This is a genomic window from Lysinibacillus sp. ZYM-1, assembly GCF_001308875.1.
Classification (GTDB): Bacteria; Bacillota; Bacilli; order Bacillales_A; family Planococcaceae; genus Lysinibacillus.
In genome coordinates this window covers 20,677-45,256 of sequence record NZ_KQ465136.1, presented here as the reverse complement: position 1 = coordinate 45,256, position 24,580 = coordinate 20,677, and the positions used below count along the sequence as shown (strand labels likewise).

The following is a 24,580-nucleotide window of genomic DNA, read 5'->3' as shown; positions in this document are numbered from 1 at the left end:
GACCTGAATTCATTGTACGGCTGGGGTTTTTTTCTTGTCCATAGCTAGAAGCTCTTTAGAACCCCTTGCATAGCAAGGGGTTTTCAAAAGATACAATAATAAAAGAGGTATCAAATGGATTTTGATACCTCTTTTTATTGTCACTGAAATTTTAGAATGAAGACCGTGCCATCTCGACCCGAACGAACACTAATGGTGCCATTGTGAAGATCAATAAGCTGTTTCGTTATAGCTAGTCCTAACCCTGTTCCTGTTATATCATCTGTAGTGTTAGTTCCTCGGTAATAGCGTTCGAATAGGTTATCGAGCTCTTCCTGAGGAATACCAGGACCTTGATCTGTAATTGTTAGCATTACTTCATTAGCAGTATGTTGCGCTTCCACCATTACCTTCGTGCCTACAGGCGTATACTTCTTCGCATTGGTTAATAAATTATCCATAATCCGCTTGAGTAAAAGTTCATCTGCTTGTAGCAACACATCACCATAAACGTTTACGCTTACCTGTTCGTCTGCAAATTGTGTTAACCATGAAGCCAACGGAAGCGATACCTTATCAAGTTGTATGGCCTTATTTTTTAACTGGTACGTGTACGTTAAATCTCGAATGAGCGCATCCATGTATGTTGCCTTTTCCTGCATAGTTTGCGCAAAAATACGCATTTCGTCCTTTGTCCACTCATAGTCTTCAGAGGCAAGCATTGTGGAATAGCCATAAATAGAGCTTAAGGGCGTCTTTAAGTCGTGCGATAAACCTGTTATCCACTCCTCACGTAACTGCTCCGATTGCTTAATCTGCCTTTCATTTGAATCAAGTCGCTCAGACAAATGATTCAGCGATTCCTCTACTGGTTGGAATAATTTAAATTTCCGTTTCAATTTCCCTGTTTTCTTATGATGGATTTTCTTATCACTTATATCACTGTAATCGAATTGGGTAAGTCGCTCAATGCGTGATATCACATAAACGAGTGGGCGCACAAATTGTCGCGAAATACTAATAGATAAAAAAATGACGCCCAGCAATAAAATAATGTGCCCGCCAAAGAAAATAGAAACAAACAAGATCATGGCTTTATTGAAAGGCTCTTCAAATGGTTTATAGGATGGATTAGGCATGCGTACAACAAATGTGGAATCATCTGCTAATGTTGTACTTTGCCTAAGTTCCTTATGCTCAAAAAGATCATATTTCTCCTCCAGCAGTTGGGGCTTACTCAGCTTTTCATATCGTTTTCCTATAATGTCCGTCCTATTCCATTGCGTATCATAGATTTCAACACTAGCTTTACGTTCTTTTAAACGCTGAAGTGTCACATCTGAAATTCCCCCTGTTGCTAACCAATTATCAATGGCCTCCTCAAAAAGTGGGCGAACAGGCGAAATCGGTAGAAATAACAAGTAGTATTTTGGAAGTTCCCATGTATGCATACCTGGCTGTTTCAATGCGAAAATTTCGCTATCAGGCATTCCACATAATTCACATATATTCCCCGTATAATCAACAATGGTCATCGACTGATCAAATAAGTAGAGTTGACCTGAATTTTCCTTTGCACGTTTTACTAAATAATCAGCAATTTTAACAGAATCTCCTTTTTCAACAACGGCATCGTTCTCAATTTCAAAGGAGCTCATGACATGAATATTGTCCCCTACACGATCGTTAATAAAAATTGCAAAAAATACCAAGCTCATAATAAAGCCTGAAATGATTAATAGGTAGAATATGATGAAATAAGATACAAAACGAAGCGTTAATTTCCCTGCTGGCTTCATGAAGAAACATCCCCAACAAGTTTATAGCCAATACCTCTGACCGTTATAATACAAGTTGGCTTTCCAGGATTTTTTTCGATTTTTTCCCGTAGTTTTCGTATATGTACCATCACTGTATTATCATCAAACAAACAATCTCCCCATACACGCTCGTAGATTTGCTCTTTCGATAGTACTTGCCCTGGATTGTCGCATAGATATTTCAGTAGATGAAACAAACGACCACTAATGATTTCTTTTACACCTTCTACAGTGATTTCTGCTGCATCAATATCGAATGTAAAACGACTACATGTAAAAAGGTGCTTTTCTGAGACTTGCTTTTTCTTCATGTAACGGGCTAACTGTACCTTCACCCTAGCAACAAGCTCGAGTGGGCTAAATGGTTTTGTAATATAATCATCTGCCCCATTCATAAAACCACGAAGTTTATCTGCGTCACTGCTTTTAGCTGTTAAATAAAAAATAGGAGCATCACTTTTTTCCCGAATAATATTCGCCACATCGAAGCCATTACCATCCGGCAACATAATATCTAAAAGATAAAAATCAAATGTTTTAGTATAAATTTCGGATTTTGCTTCTTCTATCGTGTTACATAATGTAATGTTTGTCATTCCTTCTTTTCTTAAAATGATATCAATCATTTCAGCAATCGCACGTTCATCCTCTAACACTAAAATGGATGCTTTCTGCATTTCCTCACCTACTTTTAAGATTACTTTAAGGTAGTCATTATTTCACCATAAGCTTCCTCAACTATTCTTGTATAAGATAACCAATTAAGGAGATAAAACGCAATGACAACTAATCGTGTTACTTTCATTGATACAATGCGTGGGTTTAGTTTATTTGGCATCTTAATGGCGAATTTGCTGATTTTCCAGTTTGGGATGTATGGCAAAGATGAGTTGAAAAATCTTTCTACCTTAGATACTGGCGCTTTATATTTTGTAAAGACTGTAATTGAAGGCTCATTTATGCCCATCTTCACTATTTTATTCGGCTTCTCGCTTATTAAATTAATTGAATCCATTCGAAGAAAAAAAAATAAAAGCCGCTGGTCTATTTTACGCCGTGCAACCGGTTTAATTGCTCTCGGCTTATTACATTCCATTTTATTATGGGAAGGCGATATTCTTTTTTCTTATGGTTGTATGATGTTATTTTTAATTCCATTTATTAATCGTAAACCAAAAACTTTATTTATTTGGGCTAGTATTCTATTTGTACTAACGACGGCATTGACGTACGGTTCTATGGAAGCCTCTAAAAAGGAACAAAAGGAAATGGATACTTACATTGAACAAGCAGATGATGTCTACGCTAATGGAAGCTATTTTGAAATTTTTGATTTCCGAGCAAATGCAGAAGTACCTGGAATGGAGGATCCTTCCTTCGTCTTCATTTTATTAATTTTTGCACCGATGTTCTATGCTCCCCTATTCCTCTTCGGTATGGCACTCGCTAAAAAGCAGGCCTTTGTGAAGATGGATGAGGAAGTAAAATGGTATAAGATAGGTGCACTCTTAGTTCCTATAGGTCTCGCATGTAAAAGTATTAGTTTTATAGAAAGTAATCTTTCTTCCATCTTATTAATGGGCGGCTCTCAATTATTAGCAATTGGCTATGTCTGCCTTGCAGCGTTAATTTATAAAACACGCCCTGTACAGCTTCTTGCTCCTGCATTCGAGAGCGTGGGAAAACTGTCATTAACCAATTATTTACTACAAACGATCATTTGTACAACTGTTTTTTATGGCTATGGTCTTGGATTATATGGAAAACTAGGCGTCTTTGGCGGCATCCTATTCGGAATTGTAGTTTACAGCTTGCAATGCGTTTTCAGCCTTGCCTATTTAAAGAAATTTAAACGTGGTCCATTTGAAACAATCTTACGTATATGGACGAATTGGTCTTGGACTGGTCAGGTGAAGCAAGACTAGAACAAACTGCTATATAAGAAAGGAATTACTTCATATGAATAGTGACTCTAAAGAAGACTTTACAGACTCGTGGTGGTTTTTAGGTATTTGTGCGGCTGTAGCAGTAATTTTAACACTATTGCATTTTAATAGATAATATCTCGGCATTCGTTTTCCTTGCCCCCCTACTGTATACTATTACTACTACTATACAGCTTAGGGGGCATTTTGTTGTTATCACGCATAATGATTACAGGCTATAAGCCACATGAACTTGGTATTTTTAATGATAAACATCCTGGTATTAGCATCATTAAAAAGGCATTGGAAAACCGTCTACGTACGCTACTTGATGAAGGCCTTGAATGGGTTATTATCAGTGGTCAACAAGGTGTAGAGTCTTGGAGTGCTGAAGTTGTATGGATACTAAAGAAGGAATTTCCTCACTTAAAATATGCAGTCATAACACCCTTTTTAGAGCAGGAGAAAAATTGGCAGGATCATAAAAAAGAAAAGTATCAAACGTTAATTGCCCAAGCAGATTTCGTCACAAGCGTTACAAAAAAACCGTACGAAGCACCTTGGCAATTTATCGAGAAGGATAAATTTATTATTCAAAATACAGATGGATTATTATTAATTTATGATGAAGAAAATGAAGGCTCTCCAAAATATATCAAGCGGCTTGCAGAAAAATTTATGGAGTCTCATGACTATACGTTTTTAATGATCAACGCCTACGATTTACAGATTATAGCAGAAGAAGTACAACAACAAGACTGGTAGAAAAAATTGATATAATTTTCTAACAATTATATAATAGTATTATGAAATATATTGTTTGTAGCTGACTTTTTGATCACAATTCGAAAGGAGCTGTCATCATTTGAATAAACAAATAGAAATAATTCTTGAAGCTTCTCCCGTAAATGTTGCTCACGATACGTATCGCAGAGAGTGTAGGTATACACGTGGCATTCATATTGAAGAACAAGAATTTCTAGCCATATTAAATTCCATGAATAGGGATTCCCGCTTATATTTTGATTTCCATAACCCACGTAAAGAAATTAAAAAGGGAACTTATTTAAATGGACACTCCGGTTTAGCCTACAATATTTATGAATATTATAAAGTACACTTTAATACTGAGATTACTGAGCTAATCAATGGCAAGGATTTTTATGTCAAGATAATATAAAGCAACCCCCTTTAAAGGTATACCTTTAAAGGGGGTTCTTCTATCTTCTTATAGGTCTGATACTTGAGCACCTAATTCTTTATTATTATACATTTCTGTATCCAATTCTTTTGTAATACGAGCTGTTGTAACACCAGCTGTCATTGAACCACTTACATTCAAAGCAGTACGTCCCATATCAATTAAAGGCTCAACTGAGATTAATACACCTGCAAGAGCAACTGGCAAATCAAGAGCTGATAATACAAGGATTGCTGCAAATGTTGCACCACCACCAACTCCTGCTACACCAAACGAGCTAACCGCAACTACTGCGATAACTGTAATAATGAACACAGGATCAAGAGGATTGATGCCTACTGTTGGTGCGATCATAATCGCTAGCATGGCAGGATATACACCCGCACAGCCGTTCTGACCGATGGATAAACCAAATGAACCTGAGAAGTTTGCGATACCCTCAGATACCCCTAGACGCCCTGTTTGCGTTTTAATATTCATCGGTAAAGTACCGGCACTTGAACGTGACGTAAAGGCGAATAATAATGTTTCCGCAGACTTTTTCACATACGTAATTGGGTTTAATCCACTTAATGTCAAGATTAATAAGTGTACTAAAAATACAATTATTAAAGCTGCATAAGAGGCAATCACAAACTTACCTAAGTTATAGATGGCACCGAAATCTGATGTTGCTACTGTACGCGCCATAATAGCTAGAATTCCGTATGGTGTTAAACGTAAAATGATAGTTACTACACCCATAACAAGGGCATAAATGGCATCTAAGCCTTTTTTGATTGTAGCTGCTGTTCCTTCATCTTTACGTGCCACACGTAAGTAAGCAAAACCAAGGAATGCTGAGAAAATTACTACAGCAATTGTTGAAGTTGAACGAGCTCCAGTTAAATCAAGGAATGGATTTGCTGGGAATAGCTCAACAATTTGTGTTGGTAAATCCGGTGCTGCTAAACCAGTTGTTTTTTCCTCAAGATATTGCCCTCGTGCTGTTTCCGCTTCACCTTGTAAAATATGTGTTGCATCTAAATCAAATACCGTTGCAGATAGAATACCTACTGCTGCTGAAACAGCTGTTGTACCAATTAAAATAGCCAAAATAAGTGCTGCCATTTTCCCAAAATTTTTGCCAATTTTCATTTTTGTAAAGGCAATTAAAATGGAGATAAACACTAATGGCATTGCAACCATTTGTAACAATTTAACATACCCAGTACCTATAATATTGTACCAAGATGTTGTTTTGGCTAATACTTCTGAATCTATACCGTAGATAAAATGAAGTCCAAGACCAAGTAAAATCCCTAAACCTAGACCTGCAAAAACACGATTTGAAAATTTAACGTGTTTTTTATTCATAACATATAAAATTCCAACGAACACAAGTAATACTGCTACGTTAAGAATGATTTGTAAATTCGACAATGGAATGCCTCCTAAGGTGTTTTATAATAATGTAATCGAATTATATACCCATAATCCCTATAATTCAAGTATGTTTTATTAAGATTAATAAATTCATAAAATATAAACGATTTCATGCCTTTCATTATGCCCTTAAAACCTAAAACAATCGTTTATAAAATGATTTACTTTAATAAGGCTTACTTTGTACAAAAAATAATTATTTATTTTAGTGGTATGGATATTTTAGTCACTAATACTTTGATTGGTGACAACATTATTACTTTAAACAATTAAAATGCTCAGGTGATTACAGAATTAATACCCAAGAAAGCCCACACACTAACAAAAACCTACATCGTTTAATGAACGAAGTAGGTTTCTTGTTTATTAATCAAATAACAGCTTCCTGTGATTTTTTTACATTGTTTTTTCACGTGCGTCACCGCATTAGACAATTGTTCTACGGAGTCAAAATATTGATGTTCATTCGTAATAACTGCAACCGATAAGGTAGTGCATGTTAAGGGCTCCAGTTTTCCAGCCCTATTAGCAACTTGTATATATTCGAGATCCTCTAACTCATAAAAACTCAAAATACATGCATCAAACTCATCAATAATTCTCTGGCAAATCGAGGCAGCCTCATAATGAGGCAAAATCGCCACAAAGTCATCGCCACCAATATGCCCTAAAAAAACATCTACCTCACATATATGTCTTTTGAGTATATCTGTTAAATACAGTAAAATTTTATCGCCTTTATTAAAACCATAGGTGTCATTATAAGATTTAAAATGATCTAAATCAAAATATATTAAACTAAATCGCGATAGCTTTAATGCTTCTTCTAGCTTTTCATCAATTAATTTATTGCCAGGCAAACTACTTAATGGATTCAAAAAGCTGGCAATAGCCACCTGTGTGTCGACGAGCTTTAACAACAGCTCCCGTATACTTACCATTCCATGATATAAGTCATTTTTAGTTACAATCACATCATCATATAAGTCCTCCGGAGGTCTAGACATTGCTTGAGTACTGACCTCTGTGATAGGTATATTTCGATCTACAATTAAAGGATTTTCTTTAATGATCAGTTGATTTTGCCGACCCATAAATAAATGATAGCCATACCGAGTACCTATTTTTTGATAGAAATGTGTACGTGTAATATGTCCAATTGGTTTTTCATCACGAACTACAACAACACTACGCAATGAAGGATTACTCGTAAAAAGCACATCTACTTCTTTATTTTTCACAAATTCATCAATACACGGAACCTTTTCAATGACTTCCCCAATCTTCATGGTCACCCACCCTTATTTTCCCCAAATGTATTTCCTTTGCGGGCTTTCCTATCGCATATCCTTGCGCATAGTGAATACCGATACGATGCAGATACTCAAGTTCTTCCTGTCGTTCAATTCCTTCAGCAATAATTTTAGTTTTGGCCTGTTCAGCATATTTCATTAACAATGTAACAAGTTGCTGCTGCTCACTAATTTGGTCAATGCATTGAATTAATGAACGATCTAATTTAATAAATTCTGGCTTTAAATAAATAAGTGTTTTCAAGCTATTGTAGCCCGAGCCTACATCGTCTACCGCAATACGATAACCCTGGGATCGATAATGTGATAATACACGTTCAAACTCAACAAAATCTATAACCGCGCTACGCTCAGTTAATTCAAAGACTACTTGCTGGGGTTTAATGCCAAGTTCCTTTAATAATTGCAGTGTCTCTCCACTGTGATATTTTTTATCTAATAATACATTTGGGTGTATATTAAGAAACACTATAAAGTTCTTATCCACCAAATCTTTGTGCATGCGTTCCTTGAAGCGTTGTAAGGAAAGATTTCTACAAAAACACTCAAATAAAAATACGCGATCTGTTTGTCCTACAAACTCATAAAACTGATCGACACTATTAAACAATTCTGAGGGTACTGGACGGTTTAAAGCTTCAAATCCCATAGTTTGCTGTGTCTGTAAATCCACAATAGGCTGAAAGTATGTATGTAAATTATTTTGTTGAATAATTTGCTTTAATGCTTTTAAACGTTTCATATATAACGTATTGCTTTGATGTTGCCCATACATATATTTTAAAAAGGAAAAAATGTTATTAGTTTTTATACTTTGTTCCTCAGCAGACTCCATGCTTGCACCTCTTCAATTGGTTATTATGGTCCATTGTACGCTTCGATTGTAAATAGACTGTGAATCGCATGTAAAAAGAGCAGACTCTAGCACTAGATTACAGGATATTTCTTTCCGAAAATTAAGCTTGTCTTAGTATGTATTAGATAGTAAATTTTTCACAATATTTATGCTATTACAAATAATATATTTGATATAAACTATTATTAGTGTATGATTGTAATAATAGTATTATATTACCTATTATAAGTTTTTGTGTTTTTTGAAATTGGTCTTAATAGGGAAACCTATTTAGATAATAAAATTATTCAAGGGAGGATCTTGTTAATGAGCTTGTCTATTCAACAATTATTGGAGAACAAAGGAATTACACCGAAACCTGAACACCTTGAACTATTAAAAACACGCTGGGAAGGTATACAGTCACTTCGCAGCCATCTAGAAGGTATTGCGATTGATGATGCGGATATCGCTGTGCGAAGCATTCCTGGAGGTGATCATCTTGACAACTGATTTACATTTAAAATCCGTTGAAGAACTGGCACCTTTACTCGAGTCGAAGACATTATCTCCCGTGGAACTAACGAAAGCCATTCTGGACTTTGCTGAGGAAAGTCAACCTAAGATTAATGCCTATATGGCCTTTTACCGAGAAGAAGCATTAGCTCAATCAAAAAAAATAGAAAATGAGATTCTCCAAGGCCAATACAAAGGAATGTATCATGGAATTCCTATGGCTTTAAAGGATAACTTGTATTTTAAAGATAAAATAACAACGATGTCCTCAAAAATTCATAAGGACTTCGTTTCAGATTATGATGCGACAGTCGTAGAAAAACTTCGTGACGCAGGTGTTATTTTCACTGGGAAATTAAGCATGCATGAATATGCTTGGGGAATTACCAATAACAACCCTCATTACGGACCTGTTCGCAACCCATGGGATTTAGATAAGATTCCTGGTGGTTCTAGCGGAGGTTCTGGGGCAGCCGTTGCAGCTGGTGCAAGTGTTGCCTCACTAGGAACTGATACTGCGGGCTCGATTCGTATTCCATCTTCTGCCTGTGGAATTGTTGGTTTAAAGCCTACGCATGGGCGTGTTAGTAAATATGGCTGTTATCCACTTGCTTGGAGCTTAGACCATATCGGTCCAATGACAAAAACAGTAAAGGATGCAGCGGGCTTGCTTGAAGTCATTTCTGGTTTTGATCATCGAGACCCTACTTGCATCGATGTACCAACGGACAACTATGTGCAGCAGCTATCAGGCAATATCAAGGATTTAGTCATTGGCATCAATGAAGAATACTTCTTTAAAGATGTCGATGCTGACATAGAAAAGGCTGTTCGAGCGAGCATTCAAAGTTTAGTGGATCAAGGAGCAAAGGTGGAAGTAGTGCGTCTTCCATCCTTACAATATGCTGAATGGGCCGAGCTTGTGACATCCCTTTCGGAGGCAGCTGCCATACACCATTCAGATTTACAAAAGAGACCTCAAGATTTCGGAGACGATATCCGTTTATTATTTGAACTAGGAGAATTGCCTTCTGCGGTTGATTACCTACAGGCTCAACAGGTACGCCGTCAAATTAAGCAGGAGTTTACTGAGATTTTCACCCAGATAGATGTACTGATTACCCCTACCCTACCTGTTGTGGCAAGTACTATTGGTGATGATTTCGCAGAGTTAAACGGTAAAAAAGTGGATTTAATTGATAATATTATTCGCTTTACTGGCCCGAGCAACTTAACAGGCTTACCTGCCCTTTCCGTTCCTTGCGGCTTTAAAGGAAACTTACCAATTGGTCTACAAATTATAGGACCTGCCTTTAAAGAAGGACGTATTTTAAATGTAGGGTATGCCTTAGAACAGACGAATCCATTAAAAAACAGAAAGCCTAATATCTTTGCTAATATTTAATCTATAAATATTGAAAAATCTGCTCACTTCACGTTATTCCGTTGAATGAGCAGATTTTTTTCATTGGGCATACACTCTTATCAATACTAATGGTTTTTTATTGATGAGTACTTTTATAATAGAAGATAGTAGCTTACTACGGGAAAGGCAATGATCCAATCATGAATGTAGAAAACTTTTTACAACTACCCATTACAAAAGATTTTACCGTTGTTGCTGGTCACAACGGTTTGCATAAAGCTGTTCAAAATGTAGAAATACTCGACTTTGAATTTTCGCCAGATATACATCATGTGCGGGATACAATTTTCACGCCCAACAGCGTTGTGTTAAGTAGCTTATTATTTGCAAAGCAAAAACCCGAGTATTTATTAAATGCAGTCAAAAGTTTGATTGAGCTTGGGGCAAGCGCCTTAGCATATAAACCTGTTATTTTTAAAGATTTACCTGAAGAGGTTTTGAATTATGCTGAAGAACAAAATTTCCCTATCTTAAGATTTGGTGGAGATGAGTTTTTTGAAAAAATTATTTTAGAAACGATGGCTTATGCTAAAACACAGGATTACTCGTTCTTTTTAGAAACTATTTTACGAAGATTAATGGAGGAGGATCTTGCACAAGAGCAACTGAAGTCGATTTTACAGCAGATCGACAGACCCTTCGAAAAGTATGTATTTATCGCTAATATACGGACAAAAGATTCCTGCTATAATTGGAATAAAGAATTTTTATCATTAGAGCCTCTATTAAAATCTGGTCTAATTTGTTCCTATAAGCAAAGTCTTTTTATCATCATGACTCACCCATCTCAGCAGTTTCAATTTGAAAGATTCATACATGAATGGTTAACATTATATGCAATCCCCGCTGAAGCATTTACTTTTGGCTACAGCGGTTGGTACGAGACTCAAACAGGGTTCCCTACTGCTTTACGAGAAGCCTTTTTTGCCCGTGTTTTTGCTGAAATTGACATGATACCGAGCTGTCATTATAGGTCCCTTGCATCAGATCAATTATTAATTGAGTTGTATCGTAAAGATCCCACATTTGCCATGGATTATGTCACCTCTTTTTTAGCGCCTTTACTTGATGATAAGGTAGATCCCGATTTATTAAAAACAGCCAAGACTTATATTATAAAAAAAGGAAATATTAAAGAAGTAGCTGTTGCCCATTTTTGCCATCCTAATACAATCCGCTATCGCATGGCTAAAATACGTCAATTAGTAGTACCTGCAGATAATGATTATGTATTTTATGAGCGTCTAGCTGCAGCCGTTAAATTGTACTTATTACATAGCAAATTGAGAGATGAATAGTCGCTTTGGAATAAGTACAAAAAAACGCCTGAATATTTAGAAATAAAATCAAATTATTTTCTTCTTTCCTATGCTATTCTATTGTAGTTAGGAGGAAGAATCATGAAAACTTACATAGCTGATGGCATGCTATTGGTTACTGCAATTGTTTGGGGTAGTGGATTTGTTATAACAGCCATAGCCTTAGAATATTTAACAGCTTATCAAGTGATGGCTGGTAGATTTTTATTAGCATCGATAATATTAACTGTTTTATTTGGTTCCCGATTAAAAAAAGCATCAAAATCCGTAGTATGGAAAGGTGCTTTATTAGGTACGATATTGTATATAGCATTTGCTCTTCAAACAGTTGGACTTCAATATACAACACCATCAAAAAATGCATTTTTAACCGCCGTAAATGTCGTTATCGTCCCATTAATTGCCTATGCAGTTTATAAGCGCCGAATTGATGGCTATGAAATCATCGGCTCCTTAATGGCCATTGTAGGAATTGGCTTTTTATCATTACAGGGTTCATTGTCGATGAATATTGGTGATGCTCTTTCGTTAGCTTGTGCAGTTGCTTTTGCCTTTGATATCTTTTGTACAAATCTTTTTGTTCAAAAGGAGGACGCCATTGCCCTGACCATCATTCAATTTCTTACCGCTTCCTTTATAGGTATTCTTGTGGTTATTAGCCAAGGAGAAATCCCTTCGTCTCTAGAAAAAGAGGCCATCTATTCGATTATTTACTTGGGGATTTTTTCAACAACAATTGCTTACCTATTTCAAAATGTGGCCAATCAATATACAACTGCTACAAAGGCTGCAATTATTCTATCAACAGAATCTTTTTTCGGCATGATATTATCCGTTATCTTCTTGCACGAAATCTTAACGAGCCGTATGGTTGTAGGAGCTGTTCTTATTTTACTCGCAATACTTATTGCAGAGGTCAAACCAGCGCATCCTAAGAAGAAACTTATGAAAACACTCGATAATCAAACGCCAAAATAGTTTCAGTTTCATACTGGAACTATTTTTTTATATTCGAAAATGTTGAACTAAGCACGCTAATAAGTAAATCTTGTTATTAAACACGACTAGTGATAATACTTGTCGTTATGCCAACTACTAACACCGTAATAATTGACAATAAAAAAGTAGTGGAGGACAAAAGGAAACCACCAATTACAATGACAATAGAATCGATAAAAAATATTAATATCCCTACATTGATACCTGTTTTATCACATATAAATTGTGCAATTAGGTCTGTCCCCCCAGTGCTTGTCTGAAATCGGAGCATTAAGCCAATGCCAAAGCCTACAAGAATCCCTCCAAGTATAGCGCTATAAAGGGCATCTATATGAACGAGATTCCTGACTGGCTTTAACAAATCAATCGTCAAGGAAGAGGCTATTAAGCCATGTATACTATTGTAAAAATAGGCTCTATATTTAAACCAAGCGACAAAGAAAATCGGAATACTAATGATAATAATCATGAAACCGATCTTTAGCTTATATAAATAATGTAAAATTAGCGCTAAACCTACAACTCCCCCATCTAATATTTCATAGGGCGTTAAGAATAAGTTAATTCCTAACGACAAAGAAATACTTCCTATTATAATGACAAGACCTTTTGTAAAAAAGTACATATAACCCCCCTCCGTAACTGAGCATGTCTTATAGTATGAAAATAGGTTATTGAACATGTTATGAAATAACCCTAGCTCAATAGCCATTTTTATCGAGCACTTTTGATAAATTTCTTCGAAACCTATTCAATTATTTTCCGTATATACATATAACGTAAAGGGGGTTTTTTTAATGGATCATGCATTATTAGAACAGGTGAAACATACAAGAGTCTTTTTAAGAAGGGAGCTCTTAAAAACCATTTTTGAAGAGTTTGATGCTCAACGAATGAAACTAACTGAGGCACAGCGTTTGGAGAAGTATCAGAAAATGCTTGAAAGTCCATTCCGCTTTTTCCGTGGAAGTGCATATTTATTTTATTTTGACATGACAAAAATCGCTTCAATCTTCCATACGCCTACTCTCAAACCAACTTGGATTCAAGGAGACATGCACATGGATAACTTTGGTGCTTTTCAAAATGAAGTAGGCACCATTGTTTTCGATGTCAATGATTTTGATGAGGGCTATGTCGGCTCTTATTTATACGATATTGTTCGTATGAGCGTCAGTATTGCACTCTATTTAGAGGAACAAGGCATACATAAGGCCGATCAAGAAATGGCTATTCAACATTTACTCAACAGCTATATTGAACAGCTAAAACGTTTTCAGCGTAAACAGGATAATCCCCTAACTCTCGTATTTACGAAAGACAATGCAAAGGGGCCCGTCAAGAAATTATTGAAAAAGCTTGAGAAACGTCAACGATCCCAATTCTTACAGGATATTTCATATGTCAATGAAGACGGGCAACGCCTATTTTTAAGTAATGATGAAATTCAGCCCGTTACTGCAGAGGAATCTAGCGCGATTTCAAGTGCACTCCCTACATACAAAATTAAGGATATTGCTTGCAAACACGGCTCCGGCACTGCTTCAATCGGCTTAAAACGTTACTATATCTTAGTGGAAGACAAAAAGGATGCATCGGGAGTAGATGATTTAGTATTAGAAATGAAAGAGGTACGTACAGCGATTCCTGCCTATTTCCTTCCTTACAATGATGAATTCTGGAAACATTATGAGCATCAAGGTGCACGAGTAGTTGGGACACAAAAAGCCATGCACCATTTAGAGGACCCTCATTTAGATTATATCACCATGAATGGGCAGGAATACTATATTCGAGAACGTTCTCCTTATAAAAAGAAAATGAAGCCTAAAAACTATAAAAACGTAGAGGATTACTTCGCAACAACATCGATCATGGGACAAATAGCAGCTAAAATACATGCACGAGCTGATATTGATTATTCCCATGTTTTCACCTATCATAGCGAGGAGGAAATTTTAAAAACGATTGGTAAAAATCATAATGTATTTGTTGAACAGATAATTTTACATGCCATGAGCTACAAAGACATGGTCTACACTGATTTTGACTTATTCAAAAACTGGGTTGAAACAAATTTTAAATAGCAACAGCAAAGGACCTCGGCTAGAATGCAGAGGTCCTTACCTATAGAAATTATTTCTGCTTAGCCTTCATGCGAGCCAGTAAAAAACCGCCTTTAAATGACTTCGGCTCATACGAGATAATAAACGCATTAGGCTCAAATTGCTCTACTATTTGAAAGAGTTCTGCCTCACGATTTCTCTTCGTTAAGATTTCATATTTATAGCGATTACTATCTCGCCCCTCTCCAACATAAATCGTAACAGCAAATCCTTCGTTACGGAGAAATCTCACAAGCTCTTCATTTTTATTTTGCGTATTAATCGTTGTATAAACATAGCCAATCGCCAGTTTTCGTTCAATTTTGGCTCCTAAAAATATACCTAACCCAAAACCAATTGCATAAACGACCATTGCTAACATACTTTGTTTTCCACTAAAAACGAGCGAAAGGCCAAATACATACACTAACATCTCCAGCATACCGAATATCGCAGCAAGGAAAGTAATATTTTTCACCAAAAATATTGTCCGTAATGTTAAAAAAGGTACATAAACTAATTGAAGTATTAAAATCAACACGATACTTTGCATTTGTACGAGACCTTTCTGAGAGTATTTATATAAGTGTATGTTGAGATATAGAGTTACATTCTATTAAAAACAATCCTATTTCTAAATTCCCTTATAGCCCAATTCTAAACATCGAAGTCTTTCGAAATGGATTTATCTTCCAAATTCATTAGGTACCTACATAACAATACAAACAAAAAAAGTCACCTCCCGCAATCTATATCCATAGATAAAAAGATGACAAATGTAGTGTATTTAGATGATTGTTATAATTTTGCCTCCCATACATTAGATCTTCCTTTTCTTATCACAGTGTTACGACTACTTTTCCCAAAGCTCTATACGTCTTCCCTCAGGATCTTCAATCCAAATAAATTTTCCAAACTCATGAATTGTCTTTTCCATCACAAGGGGAACACCTATTTTTTCTAGATGTTTAATACTGTCATCTAAATTTTCCACTTGAAAGTTTAACATCACTTGTTGTTCTACTGGAAAGTAGCTATCATTTTCAGAAAAGAGGGAAAATATCGTTTCATTTCCAGGTTGTGGTGTAATAATAGTACCATTCCAATTTTCTATTTCCATGTTTAAGACATTGCTGTACCATCTTTTTATTTCTTCTAGATTTTTAGTCCTCCAAAAGACTCCTCCCAATCCCTTTATTATCATAAGGATCTCCCTCCTACCGCATTAGTTATTCATTTAAATTCTAGTTTTTAAGGCAAATACCTTCTTTCATTAACATGCCCTTGTCAGTTGAATAGTAACACTTCAAACATGCACTCTTTTACGCATATAAAAAGCCACCTATTATTAACTATATCCATAGTCAAAGATAGGTGACTTATAAACGTTAAGTTTAATGAGAAATTTTATGCTTCCCCATGCATCGGGTCATTCTTATGCTTCGGCCCAATCATGTTGAATAAAATATTAAGGATAATCGCTGTGACTGAACCACAAACGATACCGTTAGATGTTAAAATTGAAACTTTTTCTGGTAGTGCATCAAAAATTCCAGGAACCACTGATACACCGACACCTAAACTTACTGCAATCGCAGCAATCATCGCATTTTCTGCTGATTCGTTCATTACTGGTACAAGCATACCCATACCCTGTGTGATTACCATACCGAACATCGCAAGCATTGCTGCACCTAGTACAGACGTTGGAATAATCGTTGTTAACGCTGCGATTTTTGGTAAAAAGCCAAGTGCTACAAGTAAGCCACCTGTGATGTAAATAACTTTACGGTCCTTAACACCTGACATACGAGTTAGTCCCACGTTTTGTGAGAATGTTGTGTACGGAAAGGCATTGAAAATACCACCGATTACTGATGCAAGACCTTCTGAGCGATAGCCACGAGCTAAATCTTTTGAATCTAATTTTTTATTACAAATATCGCTTAGTGCAAAATAAACACCTGATGATTCAACTAGAGAAACCATTGCTACAAGTGTCATTGTAATAATGGCCGTTACATCAAATGTTGGCATTCCAAAGTAGAATGGCTGTACCATATGGAATACATCTGCTTCTGCTACTGGGTGAAAATCAACTTTGCCCATGAATGCCCCTAAGATTGTACCAGCCACCAATCCAACTAGAATAGAGATGGCACGGACAAAACCTGTAGAAAAACGATATACAATTAAAATAATCACTAATGTAATAAATGCTAAAGCAATATTTGAGCCAGATGCAAAGTCATCTGCTCCTTGTCCACCTGCCATATTATTTAAAGCTACTGGCAGTAAGGAAATACCAATAATAGAAACTACAGATCCTGTAACTACTGGTGGGAAGAATTTTACTAGCTTTCCGAAGAAGCCTGCAATAACGACGACAATCAAACCAGATGCAATAATAGAACCATAAATATCTGTGATACCTTGCTCTGGTTTTGTACCTATAGCAATAATCGGACTTACTGCCGTAAATGTACAACCAAGTACTACAGGTAAGCCAATACCAATAAATTTACCTGAATAAACTTGTAAAAGTGTTGCGATCCCGCACATCATAATATCAATCGCCACTAAATACGTCATTTGTGTTGAATTAAAGCCAATTGCCCCTCCAATAATAAGTGGCACTAGGATGGCTCCAGCATACATCGCAAGTAAATGTTGAATTGCTAGCGTCGTTGATTTGAAGGTATTCATTACGCGCGAGCCTCCATAGCAAATGTCACTTTGCCATCTTCAAGAGAATCTACAATCGCTAATGATTCTACACGGACACCTTGTTCACGCAATAATTTGCCACCATCTTGGAAGCCCTTTTCAATAACAATGCCCACACCTACAACATTGGCACCCGCTTGTGCCGCAATATCAAGTAAGCCTTTAACTGCTTCACCATTTGCCAAGAAATCATCAACAATTAAAATATTGTCGTCTTCACATAAAAAACTGCGTGATACTGAGATATCGTTTGTCTCATTTTTTGTGAATGAGTGTACCTTTGATGTATAAAGATTATCAGAAAGCGTTAAAGATTTGCGTTTACGCGCGAACACTACAGGTGCACCAATTTCTAACCCTAACATAACAGATGGTGCGATACCGGAAGATTCTATTGTTAATATCTTTGTAATCACTTGGTCAGCGAAACGATTTGCGAATTCATGGCCAATTTCCTTCATTAATAATGGATCAATTTGATGGTTTAAAAATGAATCTACTTTTAATACTGAAGATGATAGAACTTTACCCTCTTGCATAATTTTGTCGTGTAATAACTTCATTTCTGTCATATCCTTCTTTCTTAAATATTAATAAAAAACGCTGAACACCTTGTTCCCATTCAGCTACGAGTGGAGCAAAGCATTCAGCGTTAAAACGTCGAAAGGAATAGAAAACATCATTTAAAGTGAAGTTTTCTAAAAGCATTGCTACCCATAGTCGATTTATTTACGGTAAATCGGTAGAAACTTGCGAGCCATATCCTCGCTATTATATGAGTAAAATTGTATGAATCTATCAGAATAACCAATTTAACACTTCATTCGGCAGAAGGCTATATCTTCTACTAAAAAAAGTTTAATTTTTCGGAATTTAATGGTATTCTGCAACTTTTTAATTGTAAACGTTCGTGTTTTCAATCAACGTACTGATTATAACAGACAATTTTCTAGCATGCTAGCATTATTTTGATAAATGAAAAGGTACAGTCATAATGACGACATTTCTGTGAAATAGTAGTGTCGTACGAATTAATAAGCTAGATTGATTGTGAAGCATATGGTGCCAACCCTTTTTCGGTAAAAATTGAGGGATGACAACCGTTACTTTATGACCTGTTTTAGCACATTGATGCTCAACTTTATCAATAAATTTTATCAATGGCTGTGTGATGCTACGATATGGTGAATAATACGTTACTAGTCGTATATCTGGTTGCCAAGTCTGCCATTTTTCTTCAAAAGCTTTTGCATCCGCTTGATCGAAAGCCACATAAAAGGCAATAACTTTATCAACCTTAAGTGATTTCGCATAATGAAGGGAATTTTCAACCACTTTTGTTATACCAGCTACTGGTACAATAAAAACATTCCCTTCAATAGTAGCGACTTCCTCTTGACCCAGTCTTAGCTGTTCTCCAACGGCTTGATAATGGAGCTTTATCCGATGGAAGACAAAAATGATGATTGGTAAAAAGATAAACACTGGCCATACTTGAGGCATTTTTGTCACAAAAAACATCATCGCTACGATGAAAGAAATGGCTGCACCAATCGTATTAATCGTAAATTTTGCAAACCAGCCATTAGGTTTTTCACGCCACCATTTTCGCATCATTCCCGTTTGTGCTAATGTAAACGGAATAAATACCCCAACAGCATATAGTGGAATTAAATGTTCTGTTGCCCCATCAAATAAGATGATTAAGACAATAGCTGCTAGCCCTAGCATCATAATCCCATTTGAATAACCAAGTCGGTCCCCACGCATTTGGAATATTCTTGGGATAAAACCATCTTTCGATAAATTGACAGCAAGTAAAGGAAATGCTGAATAGCCCGTATTTGCTGCAAGTACCAAAATCATCGCTGTTGTACCCTGAACTATATAGTAAAAGAGATTTCGACCAACACTTGCTTCTGCTAGTTGGGAAACGACTGTTGCTTCCGAAGTTGGCGCAATCCCGTAAAAATAAGCTAAACTAACAATACCGATAAATAATACAGCTAAGATTGCCCCCATCGCTAACAACGTTTTAGCGGCGTTATTAGGGGCAGGATTTTTAAAATTAGGAATAGCATTTGAAATAGCCTCTACGCCTGTTAGGGCTGAGCTTCCTGACGCAAATGCCTTTAATAAGATAAATAAACTAATCCCTGCGACCGGTGTACCAATCTTTGGATGCAGCTCTGCTGGCACCTGACCTGTTGCAACATTATAGAGTCCCATCCCAATTAACAATAGCATAACGGCTACAAACAGATAGACTGGATATGCCAAAATAGAGGCAGACTCTGTTACACCACGTAAGTTCAAGATCGTTAAAAAAATCACAAAGATAATAGCAATTGGCACGTTGTATGGGTGAAGACTTGGAAATGCTGATGTAATTGCGTCTGTACCTGCTGATACACTTACCGCTACCGTTAAAATATAGTCAACCAGTAATGAGCCACCAGCTACAAGACCTGCATTCACACCTAAATTTTCCCTAGATACTACATAGGCACCGCCTCCATGTGGATAGGCAAATATAACCTGCCGATAAGATAGAATCAGTGCCACCAAAAGAACAACAACCCCTGCAGCTATCGGTAAAGAATACCAAAATGCTAATGTGCCCACAGTCATAAGGACAATTAAAATTTGTTCCGGCCCATAGGCTACTGAAGACAACGCATCTGACGATAATATTGCCAATGCCTTTGTTTTACTAAGCTTTTGTTCCCCTAACGCATCGGATCTTAATGGTTTGCCGATTACATAACGTTTAAATGAGGATTTCATCAATAAACACCTTCTAGTTTCTTAGATTGTGTTTCGCCTTTCTAAATGAGACCAAAAAACGCCTACAAGTCATCACTAAATAAGACTTGTAGACGCTCATCCGTCTGCCAAGCTCCAACTTTTCTGCTCTTAACGCTTACGAGGTTAGCTGTCGGATTCGGGCCTGAGTAGCCCTACTCTTCCAATTAGAAGAGATTCACCCCAAGGATTGCTTATGCACTCCGTCAAAAATGGGTCCCCCGCGTCTAGTTTTCTTCAGCGATTTAGAAATTTGAAACTTTTATAATGATGTCATATTACGCCTGCCGATTAAAAAAGTAAAGAAGAAAATTTTTCTTTTTTACAAGTGAAAAACATAGACATTTTGAATACATTTGTAAATATCTATGGTAGAAACTAATTTACCCGCGAATGCCTGATTCAACTACATTTTACAACAAAAAAAACCTTAAAAGTTTGCTCTACTTTTAAGGTGGCTACCAATATTAGTCTTCAATATCTTGTTCAAAATCGACAATTTCTCCTGTAATTGAATCAACATCAATCTCATATTCAAATTGACCATCTTTTAATTCAATTTCATAAATACCATCGTCAAGTTTAATTTTTGTCACTGTACCCTTTGCTTTTGTTAGAGCTGCTTCAATAGCCTTTTCTTTACTTACAATGTTAGTAGCAGTATTAGCGTTATCCCAATCCTTATCATCGTCATCTTGACGCTCTTTCTTCTGCTTAAGTAATTTTCCAGTATAGGCATCGAATTTTAAATCATACTCTTCTGCATCGGTACGCACCTCTACTTCATAAACAGAGCGGTAGCGATTTTGATCTAGTTCAATATCTGCTACTGTCCCATCTACTACTGCTAATGCCTTCTTTTCGATTTCTTGCATGGATAGGACCTTTTTTTCTTGTGCGCTTCCTGATAATAATGTTGTCGAGCCAATCGCCGCTCCAACACCCAGAGTAACCACTAATGCAGGAATCATAATTATTTTTTTCATGTTCATCTCTCCTTTGTTTTATCTGCTTTTAGCTTATCAAGCAAAGATGATAGAACTATAAGAGAAACATTAGAATTTCATGAGAAAACTTATTTAATCGTCCCATGAGACAGAAAGGACCTTTCCAGAGACAGCATGAATTTGAAAAGTAGCTTCGTCATGCTGTGTTTCAATTTCAACTAAATAATAACCGCCATCTGTAGTTTCTTCAAAATCAACAGAGTCCACTTCACCCTTTAATTGTTGCAGGGCTATATCAATGGCTTGCTGTTCAGTAATAATATGATTTTCTACAGGTTGGTCTAGTAGCTTTACATCTTTTTCAGCTAATACATCACCCGAATAGCCATCTACTGTTATTTCTTTTTGCTTATGCTCTTTCTCAACACGCACCGTATAAATGGTTTCCGATAGCATGACACTTTCGACATCGCCATATTCTTTTTTGAACATTTGTCTTATTTGATGTTCAGTTAACAATAATTTACTTTGCCCTTCTTTCATAGTTAAATCAGAAACCTGCTGTGTCATAGCATCAATTATTGCCGTATACTTCACATTCTGGCGTGTAAATTGTATTTCAAAGGTATTTCCTTGTTTCTTCACTTGTGAAACTTGACCTTTATAAATGGTTTCAATATGGCGAATGGCCTCTTCTTCACTAAAAGGTTCCACTTGAAAGTAGTGACCCTGAATAAACCAAATCGTTCCGCTACAAAGAAGGAAAATCGCAACAATCATTAAAATCCACTTTTTCATTGTTGCCCCTCCTTTGGTATACATAAGGTAAAACTTGATCCTTCCCCAAGTGTACTTTCCACATCTATCCTTATGCCCAGTTGTCCCGCAAGGCCATGTGCGATTGCAAGCCCTAGTCCAGAACCACCTGTCTTACGATTACGATCCGCTGTGACGCGGTAAAAACGCTCAGACAAATGTGGAATATGCTCCGCAGGAATTCCAACGCCAAAATCTTGAATAGTCATGCGTACATGTGTAGTAGTTTCTGTTGTGAAAACACGCACTTCATCCTCACTATATTTCCTAGCATTATCGAGTAAAATAAAGAGCAGTTGTTTCATCATTTTTTCATCACTGTAGATAAATCTAGGTGTCTTTGCATCGACTATAAATGTTCGATGATATGCCTGCTGCATTTGTGCTGCCACTTTTTTTAAGAATGGTGCCAGCTCTATCTGTTCAAAATGAACATCCAGATGCTCGTTATTTTTTGCCAACTCTAACAATTGCAATACCATTTCATGCATACGAGAGGATTCATTGGCAATAGCTTGTAGCGATTCCTGCGCTACTTCATGATTGTCAAAGCCTCGTCTTAAGAGTAATTTTGCATAGCTTTCGATGACAGTAATGGGCGTTTTTAATTCATGGGAAGCATTTGACACAAATTCTTGTTGCTTTTGATAATGCTGTTCAAGTTTCTCCATCATCATATTAAAAGTACGATTAATATTTGTTAATTCATCCCCACCTTTAGCTGGGATGTCCATTTTTTCATATTTTCCCGTTGCCGCACTTTTGCGCATTGTAGCATTTAAGCGTTCTAGCGGTAACAAAATAAGGCGCCCGAGCGCTAAACTTGCTAACAAGATTGGGATCGTGGCAATAACTGACACAACTATCAATATAGCCTTTAGCAAATCCAATGTACTTTCTATTTCCTCCATGGATTGTTGTAAAGTGATATCTACAATTGTCCCATCTATCCAAATGGCAGGCATTGTATAGGTAATGGAGGTAACTTTGGGCATGTCCAAGGAAGCCTGAACCTTGGTTTTTAAGCTCTCTCCATCATAAACATAAATAGCACCATCTGTGGGCATATATGCTCTTAATACTTGCTGTAGGTTGGTTTGAGCATTTAACTGACTTAATGTAGAGCTTAAATCATTTGCTCTTGTTTGAAGTTGATTATATTCCGTATTATAGGCAAATTTCTCATACAAAAAATAAATTCCACTATTAGTTGCCACTAAAATTACTAGCATGAGCAATGTGGTGAGTAGATGAATTTTTGTTTTAAGTTTCATGGCTTATTTCCTTTAGCACATAGCCTACACCACGAACTGTTTGAATAAGAGGTGTTTCATTAGCTAGCTCAAGTTTTTGGCGAACATAACGAATATAGACATCCACAACATTTGTATCTCCATAATAATCAAAGCCCCATACAGCCTCCAGTATTTGCTCCCTTGTGAGCACCTGCTTTGGATGCTTCATTAGATATAACAATAAATCGTATTCTCGAGGTGTCAGTTGGATTTCCTTATCAAAATATACAACTTCTCTTGTTTGCTCATTTATCGATAAATGTCCAAACGACAGAGCGACTTTTTTTGGACTAGCTTTTTGAGAAAACCGTAAAGCATTGCGAATACGTGCCAGCAATTCTTCAATTTCAAATGGCTTTGTCACGTAATCGTTGGCTCCTAAATCCAATCCTTTTACCTTATCCTCCACCTCACTTTTTGCTGTCAGCATAATAACAGGCGTCTGTAACTCTGTTGCACGAATCCGTTTTAGCACATCTATACCACTCATTTCGGGTAACATAACATCTAGCAAGATTAAATCCCATTGCTGCTCACGGTATTGCAATAATCCGTCTGTTCCTGTATGGGCCATCTCTGCTTCATAGCCTTCAAATTGAAGCTCTAGCTGTAGCACTCTCGCAATATTTTCCTCATCTTCTATAATTAAAATTCGATTGCTCATGTCGAATCAGTCCTTCACCTTTTCTTTCATCGTAAACGATTCAGGTGAAGAAAGTCTAATTAGAAATTGATTAGAAATATGATGCATCTTTATCTTTTTGACTCTAAGGGTATTGCTTTAATTAATAAACTATCGGCAAAAGGATGTAAATTTCCCTTTTCTCAAAAATCCCTGAACTTACTTTTCCAACCTTTTTACCATTTAACTGGTCTGGGAAGGGAAACTCCATATGTGGACCATTGTAATGAATAATGGTCACTGTACCATCAGAATTATTGCGCCAATCATAATTCCTTTCATCTGATTTAATTGAAAGTTTAATGGATACAAAAGCTAAACTTAAGAATAATATGAAACAGGTAAGACGAACAATTTTCAATAGAATCACATCCTTTTTGTATCAGCATAATCATTTACATCCGGACGCACTATTGAGTAATGTTAATAATTTAAACAAAAAAAA

Annotated in this window: 24 protein-coding genes and 2 riboswitches; of the genes, 8 read left to right on the top strand and 16 right to left on the bottom strand. The window is 36.4% G+C overall.

The features are described 5' to 3' along the window. Positions 1 to 140 precede the first annotated feature (140 nt). Positions 141 to 1,778, bottom strand: coding sequence for a sensor histidine kinase (locus AO843_RS19570; RefSeq protein ID WP_054612749.1), 1,638 nt, complete (start codon positions 1,776 to 1,778; stop codon positions 141 to 143). Continuing rightward, the gene (locus AO843_RS19565; protein WP_054612748.1) at positions 1,775 to 2,476 is read right to left on the bottom strand and encodes a response regulator transcription factor; all 702 of its coding nucleotides are present in this window, start codon (positions 2,474 to 2,476) and stop codon (positions 1,775 to 1,777) included. Before AO843_RS19565 ends, AO843_RS19570 begins: the two co-directional genes overlap by 4 nt. Positions 2,477 to 2,578: 102 nt before the next feature. Here AO843_RS19565 and AO843_RS19560 point away from each other — a divergent pair, with 102 nt between their 5' ends. The 3 genes from AO843_RS19560 to AO843_RS19550 all read left to right on the top strand — a co-directional run bounded on the left by AO843_RS19560 (position 2,579) and on the right by AO843_RS19550 (position 4,904). Continuing rightward, complete coding sequence (locus tag AO843_RS19560) at positions 2,579 to 3,724, top strand: DUF418 domain-containing protein (protein WP_054612747.1); 1,146 nt, start codon at positions 2,579 to 2,581, stop codon at positions 3,722 to 3,724. Positions 3,725 to 3,949: 225 nt separating this feature from the next. After that, entirely contained in the window at positions 3,950 to 4,489 is a 540-nt protein-coding gene (locus tag AO843_RS19555) for an SLOG family protein (protein ID WP_369814440.1), read from the top strand. 100 nt (positions 4,490 to 4,589) lie between these two features. Continuing rightward, on the top strand, positions 4,590 to 4,904 hold the full coding sequence (locus tag AO843_RS19550; protein ID WP_054612745.1) for a hypothetical protein: 315 nt from the start codon (positions 4,590 to 4,592) through the stop codon (positions 4,902 to 4,904). A gap of 48 nt (positions 4,905 to 4,952) precedes the next feature. Here AO843_RS19550 and AO843_RS19545 read toward each other — a convergent pair whose 3' ends face one another. The 3 genes from AO843_RS19545 to AO843_RS19535 all read right to left on the bottom strand — a co-directional run bounded on the left by AO843_RS19545 (position 4,953) and on the right by AO843_RS19535 (position 8,498). Then, positions 4,953 to 6,347, bottom strand: coding sequence for an L-cystine transporter (locus AO843_RS19545; RefSeq protein ID WP_054612744.1), 1,395 nt, complete (start codon positions 6,345 to 6,347; stop codon positions 4,953 to 4,955). Positions 6,348 to 6,688: 341 nt separating this feature from the next. Continuing rightward, positions 6,689 to 7,639 (bottom strand): GGDEF domain-containing protein, encoded by a 951-nt coding sequence (locus AO843_RS19540; RefSeq protein WP_054612743.1) that lies wholly within the window; start codon positions 7,637 to 7,639, stop codon positions 6,689 to 6,691. Continuing rightward, positions 7,617 to 8,498 (bottom strand): EAL domain-containing protein, encoded by an 882-nt coding sequence (locus tag AO843_RS19535; RefSeq protein WP_054612742.1) that lies wholly within the window; start codon positions 8,496 to 8,498, stop codon positions 7,617 to 7,619. The genes AO843_RS19540 and AO843_RS19535 overlap by 23 nt, the downstream gene beginning before the upstream one ends. A 327-nt stretch (positions 8,499 to 8,825) precedes the next feature. On the opposite strand from AO843_RS19535, the gene AO843_RS19530 reads away from it, so the two are divergent. The 4 genes from AO843_RS19530 to AO843_RS19515 all read left to right on the top strand — a co-directional run bounded on the left by AO843_RS19530 (position 8,826) and on the right by AO843_RS19515 (position 12,737). Continuing rightward, complete coding sequence (locus tag AO843_RS19530; protein ID WP_054612741.1) at positions 8,826 to 9,011, top strand: hypothetical protein; 186 nt, start codon at positions 8,826 to 8,828, stop codon at positions 9,009 to 9,011. Next, complete coding sequence (locus AO843_RS19525) at positions 9,001 to 10,419, top strand: amidase (protein ID WP_082389543.1); 1,419 nt, start codon at positions 9,001 to 9,003, stop codon at positions 10,417 to 10,419. The genes AO843_RS19530 and AO843_RS19525 overlap by 11 nt, the downstream gene beginning before the upstream one ends. Positions 10,420 to 10,580: 161 nt before the next feature. Continuing rightward, the gene (locus AO843_RS19520) at positions 10,581 to 11,738 is read left to right on the top strand and encodes a PucR family transcriptional regulator (protein ID WP_054612739.1); all 1,158 of its coding nucleotides are present in this window, start codon (positions 10,581 to 10,583) and stop codon (positions 11,736 to 11,738) included. 102 nt (positions 11,739 to 11,840) lie between these two features. Then, positions 11,841 to 12,737, top strand: coding sequence for a DMT family transporter (locus AO843_RS19515; protein ID WP_054612738.1), 897 nt, complete (start codon positions 11,841 to 11,843; stop codon positions 12,735 to 12,737). Positions 12,738 to 12,813: 76 nt separating this feature from the next. On the opposite strand, the gene AO843_RS19510 is transcribed toward AO843_RS19515, so the two are convergent. Further along, entirely contained in the window at positions 12,814 to 13,383 is a 570-nt protein-coding gene (locus AO843_RS19510; RefSeq protein WP_054612737.1) for a YitT family protein, read from the bottom strand. Positions 13,384 to 13,555: 172 nt separating this feature from the next. Between AO843_RS19510 and AO843_RS19505 the strand changes: the two genes are divergently transcribed. Beyond that, on the top strand, positions 13,556 to 14,845 hold the full coding sequence (locus tag AO843_RS19505) for a DUF2252 domain-containing protein (protein WP_054612736.1): 1,290 nt from the start codon (positions 13,556 to 13,558) through the stop codon (positions 14,843 to 14,845). A gap of 49 nt (positions 14,846 to 14,894) precedes the next feature. Here AO843_RS19505 and AO843_RS19500 read toward each other — a convergent pair whose 3' ends face one another. From AO843_RS19500 to AO843_RS19455, 10 genes are all read right to left on the bottom strand, one after another. Then, positions 14,895 to 15,416, bottom strand: a complete 522-nt coding sequence (locus AO843_RS19500; RefSeq protein ID WP_054612735.1) for a DUF2179 domain-containing protein — start codon at positions 15,414 to 15,416, stop codon at positions 14,895 to 14,897. A 300-nt stretch (positions 15,417 to 15,716) separates the two neighbouring features. Next, positions 15,717 to 16,064: a VOC family protein gene (locus AO843_RS19495; protein ID WP_054612753.1), complete on the bottom strand. Its 348-nt coding sequence runs from the start codon at positions 16,062 to 16,064 to the stop codon at positions 15,717 to 15,719. 206 nt (positions 16,065 to 16,270) lie between these two features. Further along, entirely contained in the window at positions 16,271 to 17,569 is a 1,299-nt protein-coding gene (locus tag AO843_RS19490) for a nucleobase:cation symporter-2 family protein (protein WP_054612734.1), read from the bottom strand. Continuing rightward, positions 17,569 to 18,153 (bottom strand): xanthine phosphoribosyltransferase, encoded by a 585-nt coding sequence (locus AO843_RS19485; RefSeq protein WP_054612752.1) that lies wholly within the window; start codon positions 18,151 to 18,153, stop codon positions 17,569 to 17,571. The genes AO843_RS19490 and AO843_RS19485 overlap by 1 nt, the downstream gene beginning before the upstream one ends. 134 nt (positions 18,154 to 18,287) lie before the next feature. Continuing rightward, a riboswitch (purine riboswitch) is annotated at positions 18,288 to 18,389 on the bottom strand. Between the two features lie 164 nt (positions 18,390 to 18,553). Continuing rightward, positions 18,554 to 20,377 (bottom strand): APC family permease, encoded by a 1,824-nt coding sequence (locus tag AO843_RS19480; protein WP_054612733.1) that lies wholly within the window; start codon positions 20,375 to 20,377, stop codon positions 18,554 to 18,556. 119 nt (positions 20,378 to 20,496) lie between these two features. Then, positions 20,497 to 20,648: riboswitch (cyclic di-AMP (ydaO/yuaA leader) on the bottom strand. A 214-nt stretch (positions 20,649 to 20,862) separates the two neighbouring features. Beyond that, positions 20,863 to 21,381, bottom strand: a complete 519-nt coding sequence (locus AO843_RS19475; protein ID WP_054612732.1) for a PepSY domain-containing protein — start codon at positions 21,379 to 21,381, stop codon at positions 20,863 to 20,865. Between the two features lie 93 nt (positions 21,382 to 21,474). Then, a complete protein-coding gene (locus tag AO843_RS19470) occupies positions 21,475 to 22,140 on the bottom strand; it encodes a PepSY domain-containing protein (RefSeq protein WP_054612731.1) in 666 nt (221 codons plus the stop codon). Next, positions 22,137 to 23,432: a HAMP domain-containing sensor histidine kinase gene (locus AO843_RS19465; RefSeq protein ID WP_054612730.1), complete on the bottom strand. Its 1,296-nt coding sequence runs from the start codon at positions 23,430 to 23,432 to the stop codon at positions 22,137 to 22,139. The genes AO843_RS19470 and AO843_RS19465 overlap by 4 nt, the downstream gene beginning before the upstream one ends. Further along, positions 23,422 to 24,117: a response regulator transcription factor gene (locus tag AO843_RS19460; protein WP_054612729.1), complete on the bottom strand. Its 696-nt coding sequence runs from the start codon at positions 24,115 to 24,117 to the stop codon at positions 23,422 to 23,424. Before AO843_RS19460 ends, AO843_RS19465 begins: the two co-directional genes overlap by 11 nt. Positions 24,118 to 24,238: 121 nt before the next feature. Beyond that, the gene (locus tag AO843_RS19455; protein WP_054612728.1) at positions 24,239 to 24,496 is read right to left on the bottom strand and encodes a hypothetical protein; all 258 of its coding nucleotides are present in this window, start codon (positions 24,494 to 24,496) and stop codon (positions 24,239 to 24,241) included. Between the last annotated feature and the right edge of the window lie 84 nt (positions 24,497 to 24,580).

What these genes read in the sequence shown, in the direction of transcription:
- AO843_RS19460 (WP_054612729.1), bottom strand. Translation starts at nt 24,117, where the DNA reads ATGAGCAATCGAATTTTAATTATAGAAGATGAGGAAAATATTGCGAGA.
- AO843_RS19480 (WP_054612733.1), bottom strand. Translation starts at nt 20,377, where the DNA reads ATGAAATCCTCATTTAAACGTTATGTAATCGGCAAACCATTAAGATCC.
- AO843_RS19475 (WP_054612732.1), bottom strand. Translation starts at nt 21,381, where the DNA reads ATGAAAAAAATAATTATGATTCCTGCATTAGTGGTTACTCTGGGTGTT.
- AO843_RS19535 (WP_054612742.1), bottom strand. Translation starts at nt 8,498, where the DNA reads ATGGAGTCTGCTGAGGAACAAAGTATAAAAACTAATAACATTTTTTCC.
- AO843_RS19555 (WP_369814440.1), top strand. Translation starts at nt 3,950, where the DNA reads ATGATTACAGGCTATAAGCCACATGAACTTGGTATTTTTAATGATAAA.
- AO843_RS19560 (WP_054612747.1), top strand. Translation starts at nt 2,579, where the DNA reads ATGACAACTAATCGTGTTACTTTCATTGATACAATGCGTGGGTTTAGT.
- AO843_RS19520 (WP_054612739.1), top strand. Translation starts at nt 10,581, where the DNA reads ATGAATGTAGAAAACTTTTTACAACTACCCATTACAAAAGATTTTACC.
- AO843_RS19510 (WP_054612737.1), bottom strand. Translation starts at nt 13,383, where the DNA reads ATGTACTTTTTTACAAAAGGTCTTGTCATTATAATAGGAAGTATTTCT.
- AO843_RS19465 (WP_054612730.1), bottom strand. Translation starts at nt 23,432, where the DNA reads ATGAAACTTAAAACAAAAATTCATCTACTCACCACATTGCTCATGCTA.
- AO843_RS19530 (WP_054612741.1), top strand. Translation starts at nt 8,826, where the DNA reads ATGAGCTTGTCTATTCAACAATTATTGGAGAACAAAGGAATTACACCG.
- AO843_RS19485 (WP_054612752.1), bottom strand. Translation starts at nt 18,153, where the DNA reads ATGAAGTTATTACACGACAAAATTATGCAAGAGGGTAAAGTTCTATCA.
- AO843_RS19570 (WP_054612749.1), bottom strand. Translation starts at nt 1,778, where the DNA reads ATGAAGCCAGCAGGGAAATTAACGCTTCGTTTTGTATCTTATTTCATC.
- AO843_RS19470 (WP_054612731.1), bottom strand. Translation starts at nt 22,140, where the DNA reads ATGAAAAAGTGGATTTTAATGATTGTTGCGATTTTCCTTCTTTGTAGC.
- AO843_RS19490 (WP_054612734.1), bottom strand. Translation starts at nt 17,569, where the DNA reads ATGAATACCTTCAAATCAACGACGCTAGCAATTCAACATTTACTTGCG.
- AO843_RS19505 (WP_054612736.1), top strand. Translation starts at nt 13,556, where the DNA reads ATGGATCATGCATTATTAGAACAGGTGAAACATACAAGAGTCTTTTTA.
- AO843_RS19565 (WP_054612748.1), bottom strand. Translation starts at nt 2,476, where the DNA reads ATGCAGAAAGCATCCATTTTAGTGTTAGAGGATGAACGTGCGATTGCT.
- AO843_RS19515 (WP_054612738.1), top strand. Translation starts at nt 11,841, where the DNA reads ATGAAAACTTACATAGCTGATGGCATGCTATTGGTTACTGCAATTGTT.
- AO843_RS19540 (WP_054612743.1), bottom strand. Translation starts at nt 7,639, where the DNA reads ATGAAGATTGGGGAAGTCATTGAAAAGGTTCCGTGTATTGATGAATTT.
- AO843_RS19500 (WP_054612735.1), bottom strand. Translation starts at nt 15,416, where the DNA reads ATGCAAAGTATCGTGTTGATTTTAATACTTCAATTAGTTTATGTACCT.